Below are 24,544 nucleotides of genomic sequence, written 5' to 3'. Positions count from 1 at the left end.
ATAGCACTAGCGGCGAGATGAGTACCCACCTAAGTTTACGCGGTTGTGTACTACCTCATTCGCTGTATTACGATACCTGCATAATGGTATTTCTTGCCCCGAACGAGGCTATCTCTTGACACCGTACTCCCACACGCCAATATTTACGTATGAACGATTCGGCCATGTTCGCTCCCTCTGATACCGACGACCAGATGGTCTTCGCTGAAGAAGACTTAGCTGGTCAGGCTGGGGCTGAGCCATGGAAAGTTCTTATAGTGGACGACGAACCTCAGATTCATTCTGTCACCCGTCTGGCCCTTCAGGACTTCACTTTCCATGGCCGCGGTCTGGAGATTATCAGTGCCTATTCGGCCGAAGAGGCCCGCAAGGTGCTATTGAATGCCGACGACATTGCGCTGGCGTTTGTAGACGTTGTGATGGAGAAGGATGACGCCGGGCTGCAACTGGTACAGTTCATTCGCGAAGACCTTCAGAATAGTCAGATTCGCCTCATTCTGCGCACAGGCCAGCCAGGCATGGCGCCCGAAAGGTTCATCATCGAGAATTACGATATCGATGACTACAAGGCCAAGACGGAAATGACAGCCCAAAAGCTGTACACTTCGGTCGTAGGGGGCCTCCGCGCATACAAAGAGATTATGCGCATTGAGAAGATTGTGGAGAAGCGCACTACCGAGATTCGCGAAATCAACGAAGAGCTGCAGACCATCAACAATGATCTTCTCGACAGCATCAACTACGCACGTCGCATCCAGCTTTCCATTCTGCCTTCATCGGGGGAGATACGTGCGCTGGTGCCGCATTTCTTCGTGGTTTATGAAGCCAAAGACATCGTCTCCGGCGATTTCTACTGGTTCTTCCACCGCGATGACGAAATGTTCTTTGCTGCCATCGACTGCACAGGTCATGGCGTGCCGGGTGCGTTCATGTCCGTTCTCGGTTACAGTCTGCTGAACCAGGTTGTCTCCTTCGAAAAAGTGCTGGAGCCCGCCAATATGTTGGAGCGCCTCCGCAAGATGCTCGTGGCCGCCCTGCACCATCAACATCAGGAGTACGGGCAGAACGTGAACAACCCTGCCGATGGCATGGACATTGCCCTCTGCAAACTCAACCGCAAAACGCTGAAGTTGCAGTTTGCAGGTGCCCGCCGCCCGCTCATCTGGTTCAACAAAGAGCGTGGCATGGAACTCATCGAAGGAACCCGCAGCTCAATCGGCATACATGAGAACATTCCCTTTGAGCAGAATGAGATTCAGCTCGAAAAAGGCGACCGACTCTACATCTTTACCGATGGCATAACCGACCAGTTTGGAGGCGCCAGTGGCCGCAAACTTACCCCACCCCGCTTCCGCGAGTTCCTGCAACAGGTACAAGGTATGCCGTTCAATCAGCACCACGAACTGATACGCCGGTTCTACCACGACTGGAAGGGCCCCAACAAACAGACCGATGACGTGCTTGTGATGGGTACCGAAATCTAGACCCCGCGCTGATTTTCACGCTTAATCCTCAACCAACAGCCTGATTCTGCATCAGGCTGTTGTATTCCTGACGCAGCCGTCGGGCCTGCATCAGCCCACTGGCTATCCTAGCCAGCCGCTCCAGCCCCTGCCGCTGGGGAACTGTAAGGGCCCGCGGAAAACGGTCTATCACACACAGGGTGCCCAGTGGGAATCCATCCTGCGTAACCAGTGGAGCCCCGGCATAAAACCGTATATCCGGGCTGCCGGTCACAAGTGGATTTTCTCTAAAACGCTCGTCCTGCGTGGCATCCTGCACCTCCATCAGCTCGGGCTTCAGCAACGCATGCTGGCAGAAGCTGATTTCGCGGGGCGTCTGGGCATCCTCCATCCCCAGTTTCGACTTGAACCACTGCCGGTTGGCATCCACCAGCGTAATGAGCGCGATGGGTGTATTGCAGAGGAGCGAGGCTACCTGCACCAGATCGTCGAACAGGGCTTCGTAGGGGGTATCCAGTATGTCCAGCTTCAATAGTGCGGCAAGACGGTCTTCCTCGTCTTCCCGTAAAGGTTGCTTGCTGGCCTTCAAACGTTCAACATATGAGATGACAGGCTCTTGGGCTGGGGGCTCCTCCAGCAGATCCAATGCCACCAGTTCCTTCAGGCTGGTGACGCGTGCCAACATTTCCATGGTAGCAATACGCAACAGGCCAAAAGGCAGCGACCGTGGCTGGCCTTCATCGTCCTGCAAGTCATTGCGTATGGGCTGGGGCAGTTCCATTCGCTGCCCTGCCGGAAGTATCCACAGTTTGCCATCGTCGGGCAAGCCTAAGGCCTGATACAACTGGCAAATGCCCTGCCAAGGCGAACTCAACAGTTCTTCTACATTGGCCAGCAGTGCACGGTCCCCTATGTGGTAGACATTCCGGATTTCCCCGGCTTGCAGAAAAGCCACCCGCTCTGGCTGGCGCGCTGTCCACTTGGCTGGAATGACCACTGCGGCGAAGTGCCGCAGAAACAGATCGGCATTCGGCAGATGAAAAACATGGATGCTGGTGCCGTTCACAGGAATAGAAGATTGGTTGGTCGGCAAAGTTCTCTTGTAGGATAATACGACTGAAAGCCGAGTATTGGATTAAAGCGCTGGCATAAAAACTGCGCTTTACCGCAACTGCATGAGGCACTACAGACCCGCCGGGTTGCCCTTAATCGAATTTAAATTGCTGAAATAAAATTGATTAGGGACAATCTGGAGAGAATTCCCCCCCGTGTGTTGCAACGATTTCTCTGTTACATACTTTTGCGAACACATGAACGCAGTCGTCACATACGGCCACGACCTTACGCTGGGTGCCTGGATGCACCTTGAAGCACGTGCCCTGCGACGACGCCTGCCGCTTGGCTTCGACGACCGTACGCCTCAGATCTACATTCGTCGTTGAGCCAGTACGCGGCCCACCTCCACCACATCTGATAAATCGGAAACGCCTGCATTCCCTCACTGGGTGTAGTGTATCCTTCCGAAGACTGGCGTCCCATTCGTGGTGTATGCCCGTCACAGGTGTATCCATTCAACCCGTTGCCGTTTTGATTTTCTCTCCTGTCTCTGCCTCCGTTCCATGACGCCCACACCCGAATTCGAGGTCTGTGTAGCCACCGAGCAGCATATTGTCTATGCTGCTGCCATCTGTGAAGAAATGGCCGAATCGGCCAAAGCCCGTGGCACTGGCATTGCCAGGCGAACCCCTGAGTACCTCGCAGAGAAGATGCGGGAAGGGAAAGCCATCATCGCTCTGGCGCACCACCCAGATGGCACTACCCGGTGGGCAGGCTTCTGCTACATCGAAACCTGGGGCCACGGCGACTACGTAGCCAACTCGGGCCTCATCGTATCGCCTGCTTTTCGCAAGCATGGCCTGGCCCGCCAAATCAAGGAAAAAGCCTTTGAGCTCAGCCGCCTGAAGTACCCCAACGCCAAGCTCTTTGGCCTCACGACGGGTTTGGCGGTAATGAAAATCAACTCTGACCTGGGGTACGAACCCGTCACTTATTCGGAACTAACCCAGGACGAACAGTTCTGGGCCGGATGCAGAAGCTGTGTCAACTTTGAAATACTGACCAGCAAGCAGCGCAAGAACTGCCTCTGCACCGCCATGCTGTGGGATCCTGCCGAGAAGGCCGCCCCAGCGCCTGTTCAGGAAACACCCATCCCGACTGTGGCAGCCACTGCCACCCGCCGCCGGAAAAAGCGACGAAATCTGCGCACGCACCTCCGTTTGTTCGAGCGTTGGATGCGACTCAAGCAATTCGTCTTTACCCGCCGCAATGGAGGCAGCGCTTCTGCCGCCAACCGGCGTTCGCTCTTCCGCAACCCCTTCGTTTCCTGATTCAAGCCACCTTCTCCTTTTCTTCCGCATATGAAAACCGTAGTGCTTGCCTTCTCGGGCGGCCTCGACACCTCCTTTTGTGTCAAGTACCTGGCCCAAAAAGGTTATACCGTTCATACGCTGACCGTTGATACCGGCGGCTTCAGCCCAGAGCAACTCGCGGCCATCGAGGCGCGGGCACATCAGCTGGGCGTAGCCAGTCATAAAACCATCCGCGCCGTTGACTACTATTACCACACCTGTGTGCGGTTTCTGCTCTTCGGCAACGTACTGAAAAACAACACCTATCCGCTGAGCGTAAGCGCCGAACGCTGTACACAGGCACTGCTGGCAGCCAACTACGCCCGTGAACTGAAAGCCGACGCCGTGGCACACGGCAGTACGGGTGCTGGTAATGACCAGGTACGCTTCGACCTCGTGTTCAATGTTCTGCTCCCCGGTGTGCCCATCCTCACGCCCATCCGAGACGAGCGCCTTTCGCGCCAGCAGGAAATCGACTTCCTGAAAGCCGAAGGCGTGGAGATGGACTTCTCCAAAGCGGCCTACAGCATCAATCAGGGGCTCTGGGGCACCAGCGTGGGCGGCAAGGAAACCCTGACCAGCCACCTGACGCTGCCCGAAGACGCCTGGCCTGTACAGGCAACTGCCGCCCAGCCGCAGGAAGTGACCCTCACCTTTGCCCAAGGCGAGCCCACCCACCTCAACGGCCAGCAGCTGGGCCCGGTTGGCGTGATTCAACAGCTGGAAGCATTGGCGGCCCCGTATGGCATTGGCCGCGACATCCACGTAGGCGACACTATCATCGGCATCAAGGGCCGTGTGGGTTTCGAGGCAGCTGCGCCCCTGATCCTCATCAAGGCACACCACCTGCTGGAAAAGCACACCCTCACCAAGTGGCAGCTCTATTGGAAAGACCAGCTGGCCGCCTGGTATGGGCAATGGATGCACGAAGGCCAGTTTCTGGACCCCGCCATGCGCGACATGGAGCAGTTTTTCCTCAGCACACAGCAGAAGGTAACGGGCACTGTAACCGTGCGCCTGCTGCCCTATCGCTTCGAACTCATAGGCATTGAAAGCCCGCATGACCTCATGCAGTCGAAGTTTGGCCAGTATGGCGAGATGAACAACGCCTGGAGCGGCGAAGACGTGAAGGGCTTCACGCGCATGTTTGGCAACGCCCTGGCCCTGTACCGCGATACCAACGGCATGGAAATCCCCGGAAAGGAGTGGCTGCAATGAACAGCAAAGCACACATAGGCGTCATTGGCGCGGCGGGCTACACAGGCGGCGAAGCCCTGCGCATTTTGCTGAACCACCCACATGTGGGCCAGCTGACGGCCGTAAGCCAGAGTCACGCCGGCCATCCTCTCCACGGGGCCCATGCCGATCTGTACGGCACCACAAGTCTGCACTTTACCGCCGACGTACCACTCCCCGCCGACGCCCTGCTGCTGTGTGTAGGCCACGGTGAAGCACGCAAATGGCTCGACGGCCCACTAGCCAACTATCAGGGTAAAGTGGTGGACCTTAGTCAGGATTTCAGGGTAGCCAACAATTGGGGCAGTGAGCAGTTTGTCTATGGCCTACCCGAGCGTAACCGCGAGGCCACACGCACCGCTCGGCTGATAGCCAACCCCGGCTGCTTTGCCACTGCGCTGCAATTGGCGCTGTTGCCGCTGGCACAGCATCACCTGCTGCCCGAGGCCGTGTTTGCCAGTGGTGTAACCGGTGCTACAGGTGCAGGCCACAAACCCACCGAGACCAACCATTTCAACTGGCGCAGCAACAACCTCAGCGTGTACAAGCCGCTGGCCCACCAGCACCTCAACGAGATTCGCCACACCCTGAAGGCGCTGCAAACCCACTGGAGTGGCAACCTGTCCTTCATCCCCTACCGGGGGCCGTTCACGCGCGGCATTCTGGCTACTGTTCACGCCGAGGTGGCCCTCCCAGAAGCCCAGCTCCGCAGCCTCTACGAGGAATATTACGCCCAGCATCCCTTCACGCAGGTGCTGCCCGCCGGGCAGGAAAGCCACCTGAAGCGGGTAGTAGGCAGCAACCAGTGTGCCCTGCAACTGGAATACGTAGATGGCACGTTGGTAGTCGTCTCCGCCATCGACAACCTGCTGAAAGGCGCCAGCGGGCAGGCCGTACAGAACCTCAACCTCCTTATGGGCTGGCCTGAAACCGCTGGCCTCACCCTCAAATCCATTGCCTTCTAGCCCCATGAAACCCTTCGACGTTTATCCCCTCTTCTCCATTGAGCCTGTGCGGGCCGAAGGCTGCTACGTATGGGGCGCCGATGGCACCCGCTACCTCGACCTCTACGGCGGCCACGCGGTTATCAGCATTGGGCACAGCCACCCCACTTTTGTGCAGCGCATTCAGGAGCAATTGCAGCGCATCGCCTTCTACAGCAACGCCGTGCAGATGCCCCTGCAAGTGGAGCTGGCCGAGAAGCTGGGCCGTATCTCCGGCTATCCCGACTATCAGCTGTTTCTTTGCAACAGCGGCGCCGAAGCCAACGAGAATGCCTTGAAGCTCGCCAGCTTCACCAATGGCCGCACCCGCGTGGTGGCCTTCGACAAAGGCTGGCATGGTCGCACCAGCGCCGCCGTAGCCGTTACTGACGACGCCCCCATTCTGGCTCCCATCAACAGCCAGCACGCCGTTACCCGCATTCCGTTCAACGACCTCGATGCCCTGCGCACCGAGCTTGCCAAGGGCGATGTCTGCGCCGTCATCATCGAGGGGATTCAGGGTGTGGGCGGCATCCATGTGCCCGATGCCAGCTTCCTGCAACAGGCACATGCGCTCATTCGCAAGCACGGTGCACTGCTCATTCTCGACGAAATCCAGAGCGGCTATGGCCGCAGCGGGTGGTTTTTCGCACACCAGGAGGCTGGCATCCGTCCTGACCTCATCTCCATCGCCAAAGGCATGGGCAACGGCTTCCCCGTAGCAGGCGTCCTCATTCACCCGGACATCCAGCCGAAGCATGGCCTGCTGGGCACCACGTTCGGTGGAGCTTATCTGGCATGCGCCGCCGCCCTGGCCGTGCTGGATGTACTGGAAGCCGAGAAACTGATGGACAACGCCCGTACCGTGGGCACGTATCTCATGGAAAAACTGGCCCAATTGCCGGGGGTGAAAGAAGTGCGGGGCCGGGGCCTGATGATAGGCATGACGCTGGAACAGCCCATTGCCGAGCTGCGCAAACGCCTGCTGTATCAGCACTACATCTTCACTGGCAGCAGTGGCGACAAATACACCCTGCGTCTGCTGCCCCCACTGTCGCTGACGCAGGCCCAGGCGGACGTTTTCCTCACCGCCCTGCAACAGGAGCTAGCCGCACTCGCCAGCCATGCCTGACCTCCTTCATTTCCGCTCTGCCGCCGACGCCGGCGACATGCACGCGCTGGTGGCTCTGGCCGCTTCGCTCAAAGCCGACCCCTGGCAGGCCGAAACGCTGGGCCGCCGCAAAACACTGGGCCTGCTTTTCTTCAACCCCAGTCTGCGAACACGCCTCAGCACGCAGATCGCCGCCAAACGCCTGGGCCTCGACGTCATCGTGATGAACGTAGGCACCGAGGGCTGGGCCATGGAGATGACCGACGGCACCGTGATGAATGGCACCACGGTGGAGCATATCCGCGAAGCAGCTGGCGTGCTGGCCAGCTACTGCGACATACTGGCCCTGCGCAGCTTTCCGTCGCTCACCGACCGCACCGCCGACTACGCCGAGACCGTCCTCGAGCGCTTCGTGGCACTCACGGGAAGGCCCATCGTCAGTCTGGAAAGCGCCACCCGCCACCCGCTGCAAAGCCTCGCCGACCTACTTACCATACAGGAGCACCAGACCCGCCCACGACCAAAAATTGTGCTGGCATGGGCACCACACGTAAAAGCCTTGCCGCAGGCCGTAGGCAACTCCTTTGCCGAATGGGCGCTGGCCGCTGGGCACAGCCTCACCATTGCCCAGCCCAAAGGCTTTGAACTCAGCGAGGACTTCACCAAAGGCGCCCGCTTGGCCTATTCGCTGGAAGAAGCACTGGAAGACGCCGACTTCGTTTACGTCAAGAACTGGAGCAGCTACCACGACTATGGCCGAATACACCCATCTGCACCCGAGTGGATGCTGACGCCCGATCACCTGCGCCACACCCACAATGCCCGAGTGATGCACTGTCTGCCTGTGCGCCGCGACCTCGAGCTGTCAGCTGCCATTCTCGATAGCCCTGCCTCCTTGGTACAGCCCCAGGCTGCCAATCGGGTGCCTGCGGCGCAGGCCGTTCTGCACCGCATTCTTACCTCCTTCGCTGTATGAAACCCCAACTCACAGTCGTAAAAGTGGGCGGCAACGTGCTGGACGATGCCACTGACTGCGCCCGGTTTCTCGACCGCTTTGCTGCCCTCGAAGGCCCCAAGGTGCTGATTCATGGCGGCGGCAAACTGGCCACACGACTGGCCGAGCAGTTGGGCCTCTCGCCCGTTATGATTGATGGCCGACGCGTAACCGACGCCGAGATGCTGAAAGTGGTGATCATGGTATACGGCGGCCTGGCCAACCGCGAACTGGTAGCTGGTTTACAGGCACGTGGTTGCGATGCCATTGGTCTCACCGGGGCTGACGCCAACCTGATCCATGCCGCGCGTCGCCCGCCCCTGCCCATCGACTTCGGCTTTGTGGGCGACATCACACCCGAGGGGGTCAACACCTTCCGCCTGCAACAGTGGATGAACACAGGGCTGGTGCCTGTACTGGCACCCTTGACCCATGATGGCATGGGCAGCCTGCTCAACACCAACGCCGATACGCTGGCCGCTACCGTCGCCATTGCCCTCACGCGCTATTACACCGTACATCTCCGCTTCTGCTTCGAGAAAGCCGGCGTGCTGCGCGATGTAAACGACGCCAGTTCGCTCATCACTACCGTCTCCGCCGCTGAGATTCCGACGCTCACCGAGCAGGGCATCATTGCCAAGGGAATGCTGCCCAAGCTGAAGAATGCAACCGAAGCCGCACAGGCAGGTGTTGCGGAAGTGTGGGTGGGCCACTGGACGGAAGTGAACAAGCCTACCCCAGCCGGAACCCGAATCGTGACCAGCGCCTGACATGCACACGCCTGTTGCCATAGACACGCTATATGCCGATGCAGTGGCCCTGCTTCAGCAGTTGATTGCCACGCCCAGCTTCAGCCGCGAGGAAGACGCCACCGCCGCCCTGCTCTTCGATACCCTCACCCACCAGGGTGCAGAACCACTGCGTAGTGGCAACAACGTGTGGGCACAGAACATTGCCTTCCGGCCCGACCGCCCCACCCTGCTGCTCAACAGCCACCACGATACCGTGAAGCCTGCACAGGGCTGGACCACCGATCCCTTTACACCACAGGTGGAGGGCGACCGGCTGACAGGCCTTGGCAGCAACGATGCCGGTGCCAGTCTGGTGTGCCTCATCGCGGCCTTCCGTTACTGGCAGCCCCACCCCGACCTGCCGTGGAATCTGGTGCTGGCCGCAACGGCTGAAGAAGAAATCTCGGGCCGCAACGGCATTGAGGCGCTATTGCCCCAGTTGCCCCCCATCACCGCTGCCATTGTCGGTGAGCCTACACAGCTGCAACTGGCCGTCGCTGAAAAAGGCCTCATGGTGCTGGACTGCGTGAGCCACGGCGTGGCAGGCCATGCCGCCCGGCAGGAGGGCGACAACGCCATCTACCATGCTCTGAGCGACATTGAGTGGTTCCGCACCTACCAGTTCCCGAAAGCATCTGACTGGCTGGGGCCCATGCACATGGCCGTCACGCAGATACAGGCAGGTAGCCAGCACAATGTGGTGCCCGACCGCTGTTCCTTTGTGGTGGACGTGCGCCTTACCGACGCCTACACGCCCGAACAGGTGCTGGACGTCATCCGCCAGCACGTCCGCGCCGAGGTAACGCCTCGCAGCCAGCGTCTGCGGCCCACGGCCATTGCGCTGGAGCACCCCTTGGTGCAGGCAGGTCTGGCACTGGGGAGTAAGCCCTACGGCAGCCCCACCCTCTCCGACAAAGCCCTGATGCCCTTTCCAGCGCTGAAGGTAGGCCCCGGCGACAGCGCCCGCAGCCACACTGCAAACGAATACATTCTCCTCTCCGAACTCCGCGCAGGCATCGAGTTCTACATCCACCTGCTCCATCACCTTTTCTTTCAAACGGCATGAAACTGTGGGACAAAGGCCAGGACACCGACGCCGACGTCTTCGCCTTCACTGTGGGTAACGACCGCGAGCTGGACCTGCGGATGGCCCGTTTCGACATACTCGGCTCCATTGCCCACGCGTGCATGCTGGAGCAGACGGGCCTGCTGCCTGCCGATGCCTGCACCCGCCTGGTGGCAGAGCTGCGCAAGCTATACCAACAGGCGCAGAATGGCACCTTCGTCATCGCTGAGCAGATGGAAGACGTGCACAGCCAGGTAGAACACCTGCTGACCCAGGCCCTTGGCCCCGATGGCGAACGCATTCACACCGCCCGCAGCCGCAACGACCAGTCGGCGCTGGATGTCCGCATGTATCTCCGCTGGGCTGTGGGCAATGCAGCACTGTATGTGCACCGCCTTGCTGACCAGCTGCTCATCCTCAGTGACCGCCATGCCGACATCCTCATGCCGGGCTACACGCACTTGCAGGTAGCTATGCCCAGTTCGGTGGGGTTGTGGCTGGGGGCCTATGCCGAAAGCCTGACCGACGATCTTGAACAGCTGCTGGCCGTGTACCGCCTGCTCAACCGCAGCCCGCTGGGCTCGGCCGCCAGTTACGGCTCCAGCCTGCCCATCGACCGCGACCTTACCGCCCGGCTGTTGGGCTTCGAAGGCCCCGTCGTCAACTCGCTCTACGCCCAGATGGGCCGCGGCAAAATGGAGCGCCTGGTTGCCAGTGCCTTCGCTTCCGTGGCGCACACCGTAGGCCGGCTGGCCCATGATGCCTGCCTCTATGCCGGTCAGGAATTCCGGTTTCTCCAGTTTCCCGACGCCTTTACCACGGGCAGCAGCATCATGCCGCACAAGAAAAACCCCGACGTGCTGGAGCTGGTACGCGGCCACTGCGCTCGGTTGCAGGCACTGCCCACCGAAGCCGCTTTCCTGTCACATGGCCTGCCCGCTGGCTACCATCGCGACATGCAGCTGACCAAAGACATGCTCTTCCCGGCACACGATACCCTGTGCCGCTGTCTTTACATGACTGACCGTATGTTCGAGGCCGCCACCTTCCGCACGGGCATTCTGGAAAACAGCCAGTATGACCTGCTCTTTACCGTGGAGGCGGTCAACGAGCGCGTGCTCAAAGGCGTGCCTTTCCGGCAGGCCTACCGCGAGGTAGCCAAAGAGATTGAAGCGGGCACCTACACGCCCAACCGCGCCCTGAAGCACACGCATCTGGGCAGCATTGGCAACCTGGGGAATGACCGCATAGAGGAACGCCTCAACTTCCTGCTGTCTGAGTTTCCGCTGTCAGAAGTGGAAGCGGCACTGGATGAACTGGCCCACGGCCAGTGATGTTTGTACCAACATCTACCGCTTTTCCGTTTTACAGCCACTATCATACTGCTATGACGCCCACGCTCCGCCTCGACATCTGGTCAGATGTACTGTGCCCCTTCTGCTACATTGGCAAACGCCGCCTCGAGGCTGCATTGGAAGCCGTTTCCTTCAAAGACCAAGTTGAGGTAGTGTGGCACAGCTTTCTGCTGGATCCGGATATGGCGCCCCAGCCGGGAGTAGACATCTACGACTATCTGGCACGCCGCAAGGGCCAGAGCCGCAACTGGTCTATCGCAATGCACCGCCAGGTAGCTACTATGGCCCGTTCAGTGGGGCTCGTCTACGACTTCGACCGCCTCGTCGTGGCCAACTCCTTCGATGCTCACCGCCTGTTGCAGCTTGCCAAGCAGCATGGCAGGGGCGACGTCATGAAAGAACGTTTGATGAAAGCCTATTTCTCCGAAGGCAAGAACATTGGCGACCACCCCACCCTGGTGCAGCTGGCACAGGAAGCGGGCATTGATGGAGCCGAAGCCACCCGTACGCTGGCGTCTGGCTCGTTTGCTGATGTCGTGCGCAGCGAAGCCCAACTGGCCCAACAGATTGGCATAGGCGGCGTGCCCTTCTTCCTCTTCAACCAGCAGTTTGTGGTGCAGGGGGCCCAGGACACCTTCGCGTTCATAAACGCACTGCAATCAGCCTGGCAGAAGGTGCACGAGCCCCACGTAGTGAATGTGCCCGAAGCAGCCGATGGCAGTGCTTGTACTGTAGACGGCGACTGCTGACCCATACGCGGCAATTTCACCGTCCCTGACTGTCAGATTTCTACACCCTCCGGTGGGCTTGGCTAGCTTGGCAGCAAACCTCTGCCATTCATGCCCCGTCTGTTGCTCCTTCTTTGGCTGTGCTGGCTGCCCACAAGGCTGCTGGCGCAGGAACCTGCCGTTGAACCGATTGTCCAGACCGGACACCTCGACCGTATTCTGGCACTGGCCTATGCTCCTGACGGCCAGTTTGCCTTGTCCGGCAGCGCCGACAACACCCTTAAGCTCTGGTCCATCGCCTCAGGCTACGAAATCCGCACCTACTATGGCCATACCGGCGATGTGCGCGCCGTCGCCTTTCATCCCAATGGCGAGACCCTGGCCTCGGGCAGCGAAGACGGCACCGTCCGCCTCTGGGACCGCCGCTCCGGCCAGCAAAAAGCTCTCCTGTCAGGCCACACGGGCAAGGTCAACACGTTGGCATTCTCTCCCGACGGCAAACTCCTGGCCACTGGTGGCGACGACCTGCTGGTGCGCATCTGGGACGTAGCCACTGGCAAACTGCAGAAGGAAATCAAAGGCCACAAGTTTGCCATCAACGCAGTCACGTTCTCCAAAGACGGCCTGTATGTAGCCTCGGCCGGGTCAGACCCCAAGGAAAGCATCCTGTTCGACCTCAGCACCGGTGCCGAGGTCAAACGCTGGACCTTTCTGGCCGCCATGCCCAAGTTCATTCTGGATGTGTACGTGTTTTCCATCCAGCTGTCTGACGACAACAAGTGCCTGCTCTCTGCTTATGGTACCTCAGATGAAAGCGCCAACCCCTTCAGCGTGGTCCTGTACCGCAGCTTCGAGGGCGACAAGTCCATCGAAAGCGTAGGCGTAGGCGCCCATGGCGGCGGACCCGTATTTGCCCGCCTCATGCCCGACCAGAAACACCTGCTCACAGGCGGCCGTGACAAAACGCTGCGGTATTGGGACATTGACTCGATGCGGACCCTTGGTGCTGGCAAACAGGCCAAAGCCACAGGGCGCGTCATGAAAGCCCACCGAGGTGGCGTCATTGCACTGGCGGCCTCACCCGATGGCAGACTGGCCCTCTCTGCCAGCCGCGATAACACCATGAAGCTGTGGGACATTGCCACCGGCCGCGAAATCCGCACCTTTCGAAGCACCCAGAACTTCTCCAAACCGCTCTTTCTATCCTTTGTGCAGGGCGGCAAACAGCTGCTCATCGCCCGCCGCTTCCAGTCGTCGCTCCGGCTTGACCTCGAGAATGGCCGCATGAGCATCAACTTCTCCGGCAAGGAAGACACCGACTATGCCGCGGTGTCGCCCGACGGCAAACGCGCCCTCAGCTACACCAAATTCAGCAAGGAAATCAAAGTCTGGAACCTGGAAACCGGTGCGCTGGAACGTACGCTCCTGGGCCACCTGGGGCCTGTTACGTTTGTGGATTTTGCCGAGGGTGGCAAGGTCATCATCTCCAGCGGGCGCGACAAGCAGCTTATCCGCTGGGATGCCGAAACAGGTGCCATACTGGAGAAAATCCCCAATCGCCTGTTCCGTGGCGCTATGGCGGGCGACAACCGCACCGCCGTCGTAACGCAGGGCAACGATATTCAGCTGGTTGACTTCAAGTCGGGCCAGGAGCTGAAGCGCCTGCAGGGCCACAACACCGAAGTGCTGTTCGCCTCCATTTCGCAGGATGCCAGCCGCATTGTCTCTGCTGCGGGGAATGAGGAAGTCTTCCTGTGGGATGCCACCGCTGGCACCGTCATCCGCAAGCTCACAGGGCATTCAGGAGCCGTAGTGGCCGCTACCCTCTCACCTGATGGCACGCTCATTGCCACTGCCACCGAAGACGGTACCATCCGCCTGTGGGACGCCAACACTGGCGACCTGAAAGCCGAGGCTTTTACCACCGGCGAGGGCGATTACCTCATCCGCATTCCAGGCAACTACTACACCTGCTCGCGTGGCGCTGCGCGGGCACTGGCCTTCCGCAAAGGCGAGCAGATGCTGCCCTTCGAGGCATTTGACCTCAAGTACAACCGTCCCGACCTGGTGCTGGCCCGTATCGGCCTCACACCCCCAACGCTCATACAGTCGTACCAACGGGCGTATCAGAACCGCCTGAAGCGCCTGGGCTACAAGCCCGAAGATCTGGAAACCGAGTTGGAACAGCCGGTAGTGGAGCTACCACATACCTCCATCCCACTGCTGGTGCAGCAGCCTGTACTGAAACTGCCCCTTGCAATACACGACCCGCGCTACCAACTGCGCCGGCTGGAAGTGCTGGTGAACGACGTACCCGTCAATGGCAAAACGGGCTTTGCGCTGTCGGGAGACAGCTTCAACGGCACTATTGATGTGCCTCTGGGCAGCGGCACCAACGAGATTGTCGTAGTGGCCTACAACGAGCGAGGCGTAGCCAGCATACCCCAGTATGTGGAAGTCAACTACGACAACCCCAGCAAGCGCAAGCCCGTACTGTATGTGCTGGCAGTGGGCGTATCGGCTTACCAGCAGTCGGAGTTTAACCTCACTTACGCCAACAAGGACGCCAACGACCTCATCGCTACCCTGAAGCTGACACCCGAACTGTACAGCGAAGTGAAGGTGAAGTTCATTGGCGACGCCGAAGCCACCCGCGAGGCCATTCTGGCAGCCAAACAGAGTTTTCTGAGCCCGGCAGGCATCGACGACCAGATTGTGGTGTTCATTGCAGGGCACGGGCTGCTGGCAGAGAACTATGACTACTACTTTGCCACGCACGACATTGACTTTGCCAACCCCGCCGGCCGTGGCCTCAGCTACGATGACCTAGAGAGCCTGCTCGACGGCCTGAAGCCCCTGCGCAAACTCCTGCTCATGGACACCTGCCACTCGGGCGAGGTAGACGATGCCTCCGCAGCGGGAGCCGCACCCGGCATACACCCCGTCACCACATCTGAAACACTGCCCGGCGAGCGCGTTACGGCCCGTGCCGGCGGTGTCATGCGCCGCCGCAAAAAAGCCTTTGGCACCAACAATGCTGCCGAACTGGCCCGTGTGCTATTTACCGACATGCGCCAGGGCACTGGCACTGTCGTCATCTCCTCAGCCGGGGGCAATGAGTTTGCGCTGGAAAGCGCCGTATGGAACAACGGCGTGTTCACCTACTGTGTGCTTTCGGGCCTGAAAGACCGCAAGGCCGACTACAACACCGATGGCAAGGTGGCGCTGTCCGAGCTTCAGCGGTTTGTCATCTCCAAGGTACCGCGCCTCACCGAGGGCCGCCAAACCCCCACCAGCCGTGCCGAGAACCTCCGCAACGATTTCCGGGTCTGGTAGGCTTCAACTACCCTGTACCAGCAGAAAGGGCACCCAATGGGTGCCCTTTCATTTGTATCAGTTGGGTAACCGTCAGGCGTGCAGCCAGGCCTTGCGGGCCAGCAGGTCGTCCTTGCTGTCAACGTTCTCGGGGTCGGGTACGCAGCAGTCTACCGGGCACACGGCCGCGCACTGGGGTTCTTCGTGGAAGCCCTGGCACTCGGTGCACTTCTGGGGTACGATGTAGTAGATCTCGTTCGAGATTGGATCCATCTTCTGGCCAGCTTCAATGACGATGCCGCCACCAAAATCAATGCTGCCAGTCAGGTTGGTACCGTCGGCAAACGTCCATTTGGCACCACCTTCATAGATGGCAGTATTGGGGCACTCGGGCTCGCAGGCGCCGCAGTTGATGCACTCTTCTGTGATGTGAATGGCCATATCAGCGTGTTTTGGCGCCGCAAAGTTCGGCAAACCTTTCCCTAAAACCCAAAACTGTATCAATTAGTTGCGGCGGCGGTCGTGGGCGCTGCGGCGCACGAACTTCTGCAGCCGGAAGTTGCCTTTGTGCAGGCGCGGATCGGCCAGGGCTTCGCTATAGAGGCGCTCATTGCGCTTCAGGCTCGCCATCAGGTCTACCACAGGCGCGGGGTATCCTTCCACGCTGCCAGGGGCATGTACCCGCGCGTTGGGCATCTCGGCCAACATGGGCAACCAGTAGCGCACATACGCTCCCTGCGGGTCATACTGCTCGGCCTGCTTGGGAATGTGGAAGTACCGGAAGCCCCGGGCGTCGTTACCCACGCCTGCCGCATACTGCCAGTTGCCATAGTTGCTGCTCACGTCATAGTCCATCAGCCAGGCCTCAAACCACTCGGCGCCCATGCGCCAGTCCAGCCCCAGGTTCTTGGTCAGGAAGCTGGCCACCAGCTGGCGAGCGCGGTTGCCCATAAACCCTGTGGCGATGAGTTCGCGCATGGCCGCGTCTATGATGGGATAGCCCGTCTGGCCCAGCGCCCAGGCGCGGAACAGGTCTTCGTCGTCGCTCCAGGGAAATGGCAACCGCTGTATGCCTTCTGCAAAGAACAGGCGTGCCCCATGCTTGTGCAGAATCATGCGGAAGTAATCGCGCCAGAGCAGTTCAAACACCAGCCAGTACGTACTGTCGTTGCGAACGCGCTGCTGCTCATACTGTTGCACCTGCTCCCACACATACCGCGGGGAGAGCGCACCCACGGCCAGCCAAGGGGAAAACTTACTGCTGTAATCCAATCCCAGCATGCCGTTTCGGGTGTCCTTGTAGCGGCGCAGCAGATCCGCATCCCACAGGTACTGCTGCACGCGGGCCAAACCAGCGGTTTCGCCACCTGCATACACGTTGCCCGCAGGGAGCCGCCCCCGGTCTTCCATCGCCTCGGCTACCAGCGGATGCGCATAATCTGTCAGCTGCTCCACGGTTGGCAGGCTGCCAGCGGCGGGCGCATCGGGCGTCAGCAGCCGTGTAGGTGTGTGCAGGGGCCGGCGTACCAGTGCGCCAGCCTCCACCCGCTTCCTGAACTCGGTGAACATCTCTGGCAGATGGGCCAGGTCAAACGGCAGGTCATCAGGATGATAGAGCGAATAGCCCCACACACTCACCACTGATACGCCCAGCGGGGCTACGGCCTGTGTCACGCGTGCCACATCCTGCGCCTCTTCTGTGCCGCCTTCTTCATGAACGACAATCTGTTGAGCCCCCCAGGTTTCGGCCAGCTGCTTCAGCACAACTTCCGGGCGTCCTTCGCGGTACAGCAGGGTACTGTCGCGCTTCTGAAGCGCTTGCCGCAGCTCGGCCAGCGACTCCAACAGAAAACGGGCCTTGTGCACCGTGAGCCGCGGGAAGCCGTAAAAGTGCGTACCGCCCTGCTGCCGTGGCGTGTGAATGTACACCGGCAGCACCTCGCCATCGGCTATTGCATGCAGCAATGCTGGATGGTCGTGCAGGCGCAGGTCGTTACGAAACCAGAGGATTGAGCGCATGTAAACAGGAGAAACAGGCTGTCGGGCCAGCGATTACTGGCACTGTCATTGGGAAGGCAAAAGTGCGGAAAAAGGTTCGGCCCTCAAGCCAGCCCCCAGCGTTTGCGCAGCACCCATTCTGTCGAGAGGAAGATCAGCAGCAGCAACAGCGGCCACAGATGATCGTGGAGAGCCGTACTCTGCACCTCCTGCTGCAACATGGGCCTGAACGCAGCCTGAGCCACAACCGAATCGGCCAGGGCTGCCATATCGCGGGCCAGCACCATGCGGCCACCTGTGCGCACAGATAATTGGCGCAACTGCCCGGCATCGGCCTGTAGCCGCACATATTCGGCCATACTTCGTCCTACGGAAAAACGCCCGGCATCGCGGCCAATGTCCCGGCCATCCTTGCGGCCTGTCGCTTCGTAGGAATAGGCACCTTCAGGCAGCGGCGGCAGTTCCAGCAGGTAGCTACCTGGAGCAGCCTGCCGCAGGAAATACTCCTGCTTGCGGCGGTTGCTGTCGGTCAGCACCAGTTTGATTTCGGCATCGGCCAGTGGGCGGTAACTGTCGTCGTATGCCTGCCCCTTGAACAGCACAGGCTGGTTGCCCTGAAACAGCTGACGCGCGGCCCGCACTTTAAACTTCCGGCGGTCGTCTTTCACCACCAGCCACTGCACCAGGTTCTGCATCCAGGTATCGAAGCGGTCGAAGCTCTTACCCGACGAGAAGTCGTAGGCACGGTATTTCCACAGTCCCTCGCCCAGCAGCGTAACGGTTTTGCGGCCCTGCGCTTCCTGTATGGCGAACATGGGGGCGGCCAGTGCAAAGCCACGTATGTTGGCAGTGCCGTAGACTTCCGCACCGGGTCGTGGCTGCCAGTCGCCATCGGGCCGCAACAGTGGCGGTGCATCGGCCAGCCATTCGTAAAAATTCTCGTCGAATGTAAAGGTGGAGTGGTAGCGATAACCTGGCGTGAGTTGCAGGAGCGTCTCTGTAGCACGACGGACCGTTGGCCCCTGCAGGGCGATGCTCAGATAATTGCCGCTCCCCTGCATTACCTGCGTCAGCGTTCGGGTACCGATGATGTGGAACAGGGGCACCTGCCGACTGTCAACCTGAGCCAGCACCTGCTTCAGCAGCTCGCGGTCGGCCAGACTGGAAGGAAAGTTGTGCAGAATGAAGAGCCCAGCAGCGGCAAGGTCGGCGGGCGTCGGGTTTCGGTAGAAGCTGCTTTCGTCCTTGCGTGCCAGGGTCACCACTTCGTAGCGGTCCAACTGTCCCAGGGCAGCCTCCAACGCTCCAATGTCAGGGTGGGGTCCACCTGCCAGCAGCACAATCTTCTGCTTCGTCTCCAGCACATTGATGTAAGCCCGCTGGCGGTTGTTGCGGGCCGTGAACTCCCCCGGCAGCACTTCCACTGCCACTTCATATTCCACCATGCCTGCCACCCCAGGCTTCACAATGAAATCAACTTCAGCCTTGCCTTCGGCAGGCAGCATCACTCTACGCCGTTCCAGCACCTTGCCTGCCTGCAAGAGGCGAACCTCTACCTGTTGTGCCGCAAAGCCAAAACTGCGAAGCGAGGCCCGCAGGGGCGTTTCAGCACCCTTGTATGCGATGTCATTCGCCAGAATGTTTTCGACACGAAGGTCCTTTTGCTGCAATGTGTCGCCCACCAAAACGGAATACACTGGCGCCAACAGTTGCCCTGCACCCAAAACAGGGTTTCCTCCTTCGGTCGAAATGCCATCAGACACCAGCACTACCGCCGCCAGATTCCGCTGCGCCATCAGCGTCGTGACATCATCCAGTGCCCGGGCCACATCGGTGCCCTGCTGGTCGAAGCGCAACGAATCGGGCGAGCCCAGAGGCCGTATGCCCAGATCGAAAGAAAGCAGCGACACCTCAGCATCCTGGCGTGCCAACGCCTGGGACAGAGCTTTCACATTCTCGGGTAGCTGGCGGCGCACAAATGCCGAATCGCGGCTGGCCACCATGCTTTGGCTGTTGTCCACCACCACGGCCACTATCGGCTTCTCTACCCGCTCGCGCACCAGCGACGCAACAGGCCCTACCAGCAGCAGCACTACCAGTGATAGTGCCAGCAACCGCAGGCCCGTCAGCAGTGCTACCTGATAAGTGGGCAGCACCGGATGCTCGCGCCGAAAAAGCGGGCGCAGGTAAGGCCAGTAAGCCCAGCCCGCTGCCGCCAGCGCCAATAGCGCGCCCGGCAACAGCAGCCAGGGAGAGTATGAGAATTCCATGTAATCGCCAGACGGGAACAGTAGCGCAGCGCCAAGATAGCCAATCAGCCGCCTGGCTCGTTTCAGGCTTCCAGCAGGAATCCGTCATTCTCTACTACGCCGTCCGAAAGGAAACGCATGTTGCTTCGCATCAGCACTTTACGGTAGCGCCCATTCTTCATGCGCATACGCGCTGTGTGGTCAAAGGGCGTACGATGCTGCATAGCTTCCAGAAAGCTGCGGCTCATGGCCTCGCGGTCCTCTGGGTGCACCACGTCGTCAAAACCCATATTTCCCAGCGCCATCCACTCGGCAGGTGTGTACCCCAGCAACGACTTCACGTTGTCCGACACGTACAGGAATTGGCGGTCGTCTGTGTTCAGATTAACCCGCAGTTGGTACAGCGTTACTGGCGCATTACTCGACAGGTTGCGCAGGCGCTCGTCGCTCACCCGCAGCTCTTCCTGCATGCGGCGCATCTGCTCCTGCGTAGCCTGCAGCTCTTCCAGATTCTGGCGCAGTTCTTCCTCCCGCGAGTTCAGTTCGTCGTTGCGCGACTGTGCATCCTGTAGCAGCTGTTCTAGTTGCTCCTGCATGTGATAGCGGTCCGAGATGTCGCGCGAAATGATGGCACACCCGAAGACCTGCCCCTGCGCATCGCGCGTAGGGTACACGTTGTACTCTATGTACCGGGTTATATCGCCATCCTTACGCTGGTTTACAAACTTCTGCGCCTCGCCGCTCAGGGCTTTGTCGTAGTAGTTTTTCCAGGTCTCGTGGTACTCTTTCGGGAAGCCATCAAACACACTCTGTCCCGGCTCCAGTGCCACGCCCCACACTGCCCGGCGGCGCGCCTTTACCACATCGTTGTCTACGATCAGCTTATACTGTGCATCAATCAGGGTGATGCTGTCGGTCGTCTGGTTGATGATGGCGTTGAGGTTATTCTCCTTTCGGGTCAGTTCATTCTGCACCCGTCGCATTTCCTCCTGGGTTGCCTCCAGCTCCTCCATATTCTGGCGCATCTCCTCTTCCTGCGCTCGCAGGGCCTGCTCTCGCTCCTGCGCCTGTTCCAGCAGCAGTTGAATCCGCATCTGGCTGCGGATGGTGTTCATATTTGCAGCAATGGCCTGGCTCAGCATCCGCAGCAGTTCCATGATCTCCTGCTTCAGCGGCACCAGTGCCGCAACTTCCAATACGCCCTCCACCTTGTCATTAAACACGAGTGGCTGCACCAGGAACACCCGGGCCTCTACCTTGGCCAGTGACGAGTGTGTGTAAGCCTGAAAGCTCGACTGGTCGTCGAGGTAAATGGCTTCTCTATTTTTGGCCACCTGGCCAGTCAGCCCTTGCCCGAACGTCAGTTCGCGGATTACGTCTTCGGGGCAGGCATATCCACCTGCAAGTATGAGCGTTTGGGAGCGCTTCTCATCCACAACATACAGCGCCGCATGCAGCCCATTGAGGAATGGAATAAGCGAGTCCAGCAGACGCTCGGCCCAGGTCTGGAGCGAGTCGCCCGTCTGCCAGCGCATCAGCTGCAGAAAGTGGTTGAGGTTGGTATCCACAAAGCGCTGGCGCTCGAATTCCTCGCGCGAAGCCCGCAACTGCGCCAGCTCTAATTGAAGTTTCTTCAGTTCAGCTTGTTCCATCGCTGGCGGTGAATCCGCCATAGGAGAGGTCATACCAGATTGCATAGCGTGGGTTTGTTTGTCTGTAGGAATCAGGCTAATGCAAAAAAAGCAGACAGGCTTAACATTACCGCCCGCAGGGTGTTAAAAATGCCAATCCCGGCCGTGATTTGCACCGAAAAGTGTTTCAACAAGAACTTAACGCAGCAGGCCTCTGGCATCGTTTGGAATAAGCCCTAACTTTGCGCGGTTTTTGCGTTCTTCTTCTCCGTTATGCCCCGCGACACTTCCATCCGCCACATCCTGCTGATAGGCAGTGGTCCGATCATCATCGGCCAGGCCTGTGAATTTGATTATAGTGGAACTCAGGCAGCGAGGGCGCTTCGCGAAGAAGGCATCAGGGTGACGCTCATCAACTCCAACCCGGCTACCATCATGACCGATCCGCTCACCGCGGACCGTGTTTACCTGAAGCCGCTCACCCGCCAGAGTATCGCACAGATACTTGAGGAAAACGATATTGACACTGTACTGCCGACCATGGGCGGTCAGACGGCCCTTAACCTCTGCATGGACTGCGAGAAGGCTGGCCTCTGGAAAAAGCACAATGTCAAGGTAATCGGCGCTGATTTCCGCGCCATCGACCTTGCCGAAGACCGCGAGAAGTTCCGTCAGCTCATGACTGAAATCGGCATCGACGTGCCCAAGGCTCGTATTGCCCGCTCCTTTCTCGAAGGCAAGGAAGTGGCACAACAGATTGGCTTCCCGTTGGTCATCCGCGCTTCGTTCACGCTCGGCGGCACAGGGGGTGGTTTTGTACACCGCAAAGAAGATTTCGATGGCGCCCTCAATCACGGCCTGCACGCCAGCCCTGTACATGAAGTACTTATCGAGGAAAGCATTTTCGGCTGGAAGGAATACGAACTGGAAGTGATGCGCGATGCTGATGGCAACTTCATCGTCATCTGCCCCATCGAGAATTTTGACCCCACCGGCGTACACACCGGCGACTCCATTACCGTAGCCCCTGCACTGACGCTGGCCGATACCCACTACCAGAAGATGCGCGACCAAGCCCTCATGGTGGTAAACGCACTGGTAACCAAGGGTGGCAACTTTGCTGGCGGCTGCAACGTGCAATTTGCGATGCAACCCGAAACCGGGCGCATCGTAGTCATCGAAGTGAACCCGCGCGTGAGCCGCTCATCGGCACTGGCCTCCAAGGCCACGGGCTACCCCATCGCCAAGATTGCCGCAAAGCTGGCCATCGGCTACCGGCTGCACGAGCTCAGCAACCAGATCACCAAGACCACCAGTGCGTTCTTTGAACCCGCCATCGACTATGTCATCGTGAAGATTCCGCGCTGGAACTTCGACAAGTTCGTGGGGGCCGACCGCACGCTGGGCCTGCAGATGAAGTCCGTGGGCGAAGTCATGGGGATAGGCCGCAGCTTTACCGAGGCCCTGCAGAAAGCCTGCCAGAGCCTCGAGATCAAGCGCAACGGCCTGGGCGCCGACGGCAAGGAGCTGCGCGACCATGACAAGCTCATGGCCGACATTCACACCCCCACCTGGAACCGCCTCTTCCGCATCCATGATGCCCTGATGCTGGGGGTACCTACCCGGACCATCGAGAAGGCCACGCACATCGACAAGTGGTACCTGCACCAGATCAAGCGTGTGACGGTAGTGGAGCAGGAGCTGGCCGGCCACGACCTGCAATCGCTGCCCGAAGAGCTGTTGCGCGAAGCCAAGCGCATGGGCTTTGCCGACCGCCAGATCGCTTACCTCGTTGGCTGCCTGGAAAGCGAAATCCACGCCCGGCGCGTAGAACTGGGCATCGAACGCGTCTTTAAGATGGTAGATACCTGCGCCGCAGAATTTGACGCCCAGACCCCCTACTTCTACTCTACCTTCGACGGACAGAACGAAAGCATACGCAGCGACCGCCGCAAGGTGCTGATTCTCGGCAGTGGCCCCAACAGGATTGGTCAGGGCATCGAGTTTGATTACTCCTGCGTGCACGGGGTACTCTCGGCCAAGGAAGCCGGCTTCGAGACCATCATGGTCAACTGCAACCCCGAAACCGTCTCCACCGACTTCGACATCGCCGACAAGCTCTACTTCGAGCCCGTGTTCTGGGAGCATGTCTATGACATCATTCGCCACGAGCAACCCGAAGGCGTCATTGTACAGCTGGGTGGCCAAACAGCACTCAAGCTGGCCGAGAAGATTCACAAATACGGCATCCCGGTCATTGGCACCTCGTTCGACAGCATTGACCTGGCCGAAGACCGTGGCCGCTTCTCCACCCTGCTTCGCGACCTCGGGATTCCCTACCCCCCTTTCGGCGTAGCCCTCAACGCTGGCGATGCCGTAGATGTAGCCAATGACATCGGCTACCCGGTGCTGGTGCGTCCCAGCTATGTATTGGGTGGCCAGCGCATGCGCATTGTCATCAACGACGACGAGCTGGAGTCGCACGTAATTGACGTCCTGGCCGACCTGCCCGGCAACCAGGTCCTTATCGACCACTTTCTCGACGGCGCCGTTGAGTGTGAGGTAGATGCCCTGTGTGACGGAGACGACGTGTATGTCTGCGGCCTGATGGAACACATCGAACCCGCGGGTATCCACTCTGGCGACAGCACAGCGGTATTGCCCTGCTTCACCCTCAGCCCGAAGGTGCAGGAGATGATACAAGACTACACCCGCAAAATTGCTGTGGCCCTGAAAGTGAAAGGCCTCATCAATATCCAGTTTGCCGTGAAAGACGAGGTGGTGTACGTCATTGAGGCCAACCCACGAGCTTCGCGCTCCATGCCTTTCATCTGCAAAGCCTACGGCAAGCCATACGTCAACTATGCCACCAAGCTGATGCTGGGCACGCATAAGCTGACCGATTTTGACCTGCCCGGCCATCTCGATGGCTTCGCCATAAAGCTTCCGGTCTTCTCATTCAATAAATTCCCCAACGTGAACAAGGAGCTGGGACCCGAAATGAAGTCTACGGGCGAGGAAATCCGCTTCATTGCTTCGCTGGAAGATGAGTTCTTCCAAAAGCTGTACTCCGAGCGCAACCTTTATCTAAGCCGCTAAGCCAGCCCCACGATACCGAAAGCCCCCGCCATATGACGGGGGCTTTTTTTGTGATGCCTTTCACATCCAAGCAAAAAGAAACAGGCACCCTATGAAGGGTGCCTGTTGTGCTTCCAG

At 59.3% G+C, this 24,544-nt stretch carries 18 protein-coding genes; 13 read left to right on the top strand and 5 right to left on the bottom strand.

The window, feature by feature from the left end:
• Positions 1-149: 149 nt before the first annotated feature.
• Positions 150-1,484 (top strand): PP2C family protein-serine/threonine phosphatase, encoded by a 1,335-nt coding sequence (locus AC2D8O_RS05615; protein ID WP_484677814.1) that lies wholly within the window; start codon positions 150-152, stop codon positions 1,482-1,484.
• Positions 1,485-1,512: 28 nt separating this feature from the next.
• On the opposite strand, the gene AC2D8O_RS05610 is transcribed toward AC2D8O_RS05615, so the two are convergent.
• Positions 1,513-2,529, bottom strand: a complete 1,017-nt coding sequence (locus AC2D8O_RS05610) for a GAF domain-containing protein (protein WP_484677813.1) — start codon at positions 2,527-2,529, stop codon at positions 1,513-1,515.
• A 244-nt stretch (positions 2,530-2,773) separates the two neighbouring features.
• Here AC2D8O_RS05610 and AC2D8O_RS05605 point away from each other — a divergent pair, with 244 nt between their 5' ends.
• The 11 genes from AC2D8O_RS05605 to AC2D8O_RS05555 all read left to right on the top strand — a co-directional run bounded on the left by AC2D8O_RS05605 (position 2,774) and on the right by AC2D8O_RS05555 (position 15,471).
• A complete protein-coding gene (locus AC2D8O_RS05605; RefSeq protein ID WP_484677812.1) occupies positions 2,774-2,905 on the top strand; it encodes a hypothetical protein in 132 nt (43 codons plus the stop codon).
• A gap of 177 nt (positions 2,906-3,082) precedes the next feature.
• Complete coding sequence (locus AC2D8O_RS05600) at positions 3,083-3,850, top strand: GNAT family N-acetyltransferase (RefSeq protein WP_484677811.1); 768 nt, start codon at positions 3,083-3,085, stop codon at positions 3,848-3,850.
• 30 nt (positions 3,851-3,880) lie between these two features.
• Positions 3,881-5,089, top strand: a complete 1,209-nt coding sequence (locus AC2D8O_RS05595; protein WP_484677810.1) for an argininosuccinate synthase — start codon at positions 3,881-3,883, stop codon at positions 5,087-5,089.
• Positions 5,086-6,072 (top strand): N-acetyl-gamma-glutamyl-phosphate reductase, encoded by a 987-nt coding sequence (gene argC, locus AC2D8O_RS05590; protein WP_484678272.1) that lies wholly within the window; start codon positions 5,086-5,088, stop codon positions 6,070-6,072. Before AC2D8O_RS05595 ends, argC begins: the two co-directional genes overlap by 4 nt.
• Before the next feature lie 4 nt (positions 6,073-6,076).
• On the top strand, positions 6,077-7,222 hold the full coding sequence (locus AC2D8O_RS05585; RefSeq protein WP_484677809.1) for an aspartate aminotransferase family protein: 1,146 nt from the start codon (positions 6,077-6,079) through the stop codon (positions 7,220-7,222).
• The gene (locus AC2D8O_RS05580) at positions 7,215-8,177 is read left to right on the top strand and encodes a Rossmann-fold NAD(P)-binding domain-containing protein (protein WP_484677808.1); all 963 of its coding nucleotides are present in this window, start codon (positions 7,215-7,217) and stop codon (positions 8,175-8,177) included. The genes AC2D8O_RS05585 and AC2D8O_RS05580 overlap by 8 nt, the downstream gene beginning before the upstream one ends.
• Positions 8,174-8,965 carry an acetylglutamate kinase gene (gene argB / locus AC2D8O_RS05575; RefSeq protein ID WP_484677807.1) on the top strand — a complete coding sequence of 264 codons (792 nt, stop codon included), beginning with the start codon at positions 8,174-8,176 and terminating at the stop codon, positions 8,963-8,965. Before AC2D8O_RS05580 ends, argB begins: the two co-directional genes overlap by 4 nt.
• Before the next feature lies 1 nt (position 8,966).
• Complete coding sequence (locus AC2D8O_RS05570; RefSeq protein ID WP_484677806.1) at positions 8,967-10,052, top strand: M20 family metallo-hydrolase; 1,086 nt, start codon at positions 8,967-8,969, stop codon at positions 10,050-10,052.
• Entirely contained in the window at positions 10,049-11,386 is a 1,338-nt protein-coding gene (gene argH / locus AC2D8O_RS05565; RefSeq protein WP_484677805.1) for an argininosuccinate lyase, read from the top strand. Before AC2D8O_RS05570 ends, argH begins: the two co-directional genes overlap by 4 nt.
• A gap of 53 nt (positions 11,387-11,439) precedes the next feature.
• Positions 11,440-12,156 (top strand): DsbA family oxidoreductase, encoded by a 717-nt coding sequence (locus AC2D8O_RS05560; protein WP_484677804.1) that lies wholly within the window; start codon positions 11,440-11,442, stop codon positions 12,154-12,156.
• 90 nt (positions 12,157-12,246) lie between these two features.
• Complete coding sequence (locus AC2D8O_RS05555; protein WP_484677803.1) at positions 12,247-15,471, top strand: WD40 domain-containing protein; 3,225 nt, start codon at positions 12,247-12,249, stop codon at positions 15,469-15,471.
• A gap of 72 nt (positions 15,472-15,543) precedes the next feature.
• On the opposite strand, the gene AC2D8O_RS05550 is transcribed toward AC2D8O_RS05555, so the two are convergent.
• The 4 genes from AC2D8O_RS05550 to AC2D8O_RS05535 form a co-directional block, all read right to left on the bottom strand.
• Complete coding sequence (locus tag AC2D8O_RS05550; protein ID WP_484677802.1) at positions 15,544-15,891, bottom strand: 4Fe-4S dicluster domain-containing protein; 348 nt, start codon at positions 15,889-15,891, stop codon at positions 15,544-15,546.
• 63 nt (positions 15,892-15,954) lie between these two features.
• Positions 15,955-17,469 carry a DASH family cryptochrome gene (locus tag AC2D8O_RS05545; protein ID WP_484677801.1) on the bottom strand — a complete coding sequence of 505 codons (1,515 nt, stop codon included), beginning with the start codon at positions 17,467-17,469 and terminating at the stop codon, positions 15,955-15,957.
• A gap of 83 nt (positions 17,470-17,552) precedes the next feature.
• Positions 17,553-19,718, bottom strand: a complete 2,166-nt coding sequence (locus AC2D8O_RS05540) for a hypothetical protein (protein ID WP_484677800.1) — start codon at positions 19,716-19,718, stop codon at positions 17,553-17,555.
• 62 nt (positions 19,719-19,780) lie between these two features.
• Positions 19,781-21,382: a PAS domain-containing protein gene (locus AC2D8O_RS05535; RefSeq protein ID WP_484677799.1), complete on the bottom strand. Its 1,602-nt coding sequence runs from the start codon at positions 21,380-21,382 to the stop codon at positions 19,781-19,783.
• A 219-nt stretch (positions 21,383-21,601) separates the two neighbouring features.
• Between AC2D8O_RS05535 and carB the strand changes: the two genes are divergently transcribed.
• Positions 21,602-24,427 carry a carbamoyl-phosphate synthase large subunit gene (carB, locus tag AC2D8O_RS05530; protein ID WP_484677798.1) on the top strand — a complete coding sequence of 942 codons (2,826 nt, stop codon included), beginning with the start codon at positions 21,602-21,604 and terminating at the stop codon, positions 24,425-24,427.
• The last annotated feature ends 117 nt before the right edge of the window (positions 24,428-24,544 follow it).

The organism is Pontibacter sp. T17, from assembly GCF_057219875.1.
Note: the sequence above shows the minus strand (reverse complement) of the source record. Positions and strands in the feature narration are given on the sequence as shown.

Coding starts and splice junctions, on each gene's coding strand:
- AC2D8O_RS05615 (WP_484677814.1), top strand. CDS start 150: ATGAACGATTCGGCCATGTTCGCTCCCTCTGATACCGACGACCAGATG.
- AC2D8O_RS05605 (WP_484677812.1), top strand. CDS start 2,774: ATGAACGCAGTCGTCACATACGGCCACGACCTTACGCTGGGTGCCTGG.
- AC2D8O_RS05600 (WP_484677811.1), top strand. CDS start 3,083: ATGACGCCCACACCCGAATTCGAGGTCTGTGTAGCCACCGAGCAGCAT.
- AC2D8O_RS05595 (WP_484677810.1), top strand. CDS start 3,881: ATGAAAACCGTAGTGCTTGCCTTCTCGGGCGGCCTCGACACCTCCTTT.
- argC (WP_484678272.1), top strand. CDS start 5,086: ATGAACAGCAAAGCACACATAGGCGTCATTGGCGCGGCGGGCTACACA.
- AC2D8O_RS05585 (WP_484677809.1), top strand. CDS start 6,077: ATGAAACCCTTCGACGTTTATCCCCTCTTCTCCATTGAGCCTGTGCGG.
- AC2D8O_RS05580 (WP_484677808.1), top strand. CDS start 7,215: ATGCCTGACCTCCTTCATTTCCGCTCTGCCGCCGACGCCGGCGACATG.
- argB (WP_484677807.1), top strand. CDS start 8,174: ATGAAACCCCAACTCACAGTCGTAAAAGTGGGCGGCAACGTGCTGGAC.
- AC2D8O_RS05570 (WP_484677806.1), top strand. CDS start 8,967: ATGCACACGCCTGTTGCCATAGACACGCTATATGCCGATGCAGTGGCC.
- argH (WP_484677805.1), top strand. CDS start 10,049: ATGAAACTGTGGGACAAAGGCCAGGACACCGACGCCGACGTCTTCGCC.
- AC2D8O_RS05560 (WP_484677804.1), top strand. CDS start 11,440: ATGACGCCCACGCTCCGCCTCGACATCTGGTCAGATGTACTGTGCCCC.
- AC2D8O_RS05555 (WP_484677803.1), top strand. CDS start 12,247: ATGCCCCGTCTGTTGCTCCTTCTTTGGCTGTGCTGGCTGCCCACAAGG.
- AC2D8O_RS05550 (WP_484677802.1), bottom strand. CDS start 15,891: ATGGCCATTCACATCACAGAAGAGTGCATCAACTGCGGCGCCTGCGAG.
- AC2D8O_RS05545 (WP_484677801.1), bottom strand. CDS start 17,469: ATGCGCTCAATCCTCTGGTTTCGTAACGACCTGCGCCTGCACGACCAT.
- AC2D8O_RS05540 (WP_484677800.1), bottom strand. CDS start 19,718: ATGGAATTCTCATACTCTCCCTGGCTGCTGTTGCCGGGCGCGCTATTG.
- AC2D8O_RS05535 (WP_484677799.1), bottom strand. CDS start 21,382: ATGACCTCTCCTATGGCGGATTCACCGCCAGCGATGGAACAAGCTGAA.
- carB (WP_484677798.1), top strand. CDS start 21,602: ATGCCCCGCGACACTTCCATCCGCCACATCCTGCTGATAGGCAGTGGT.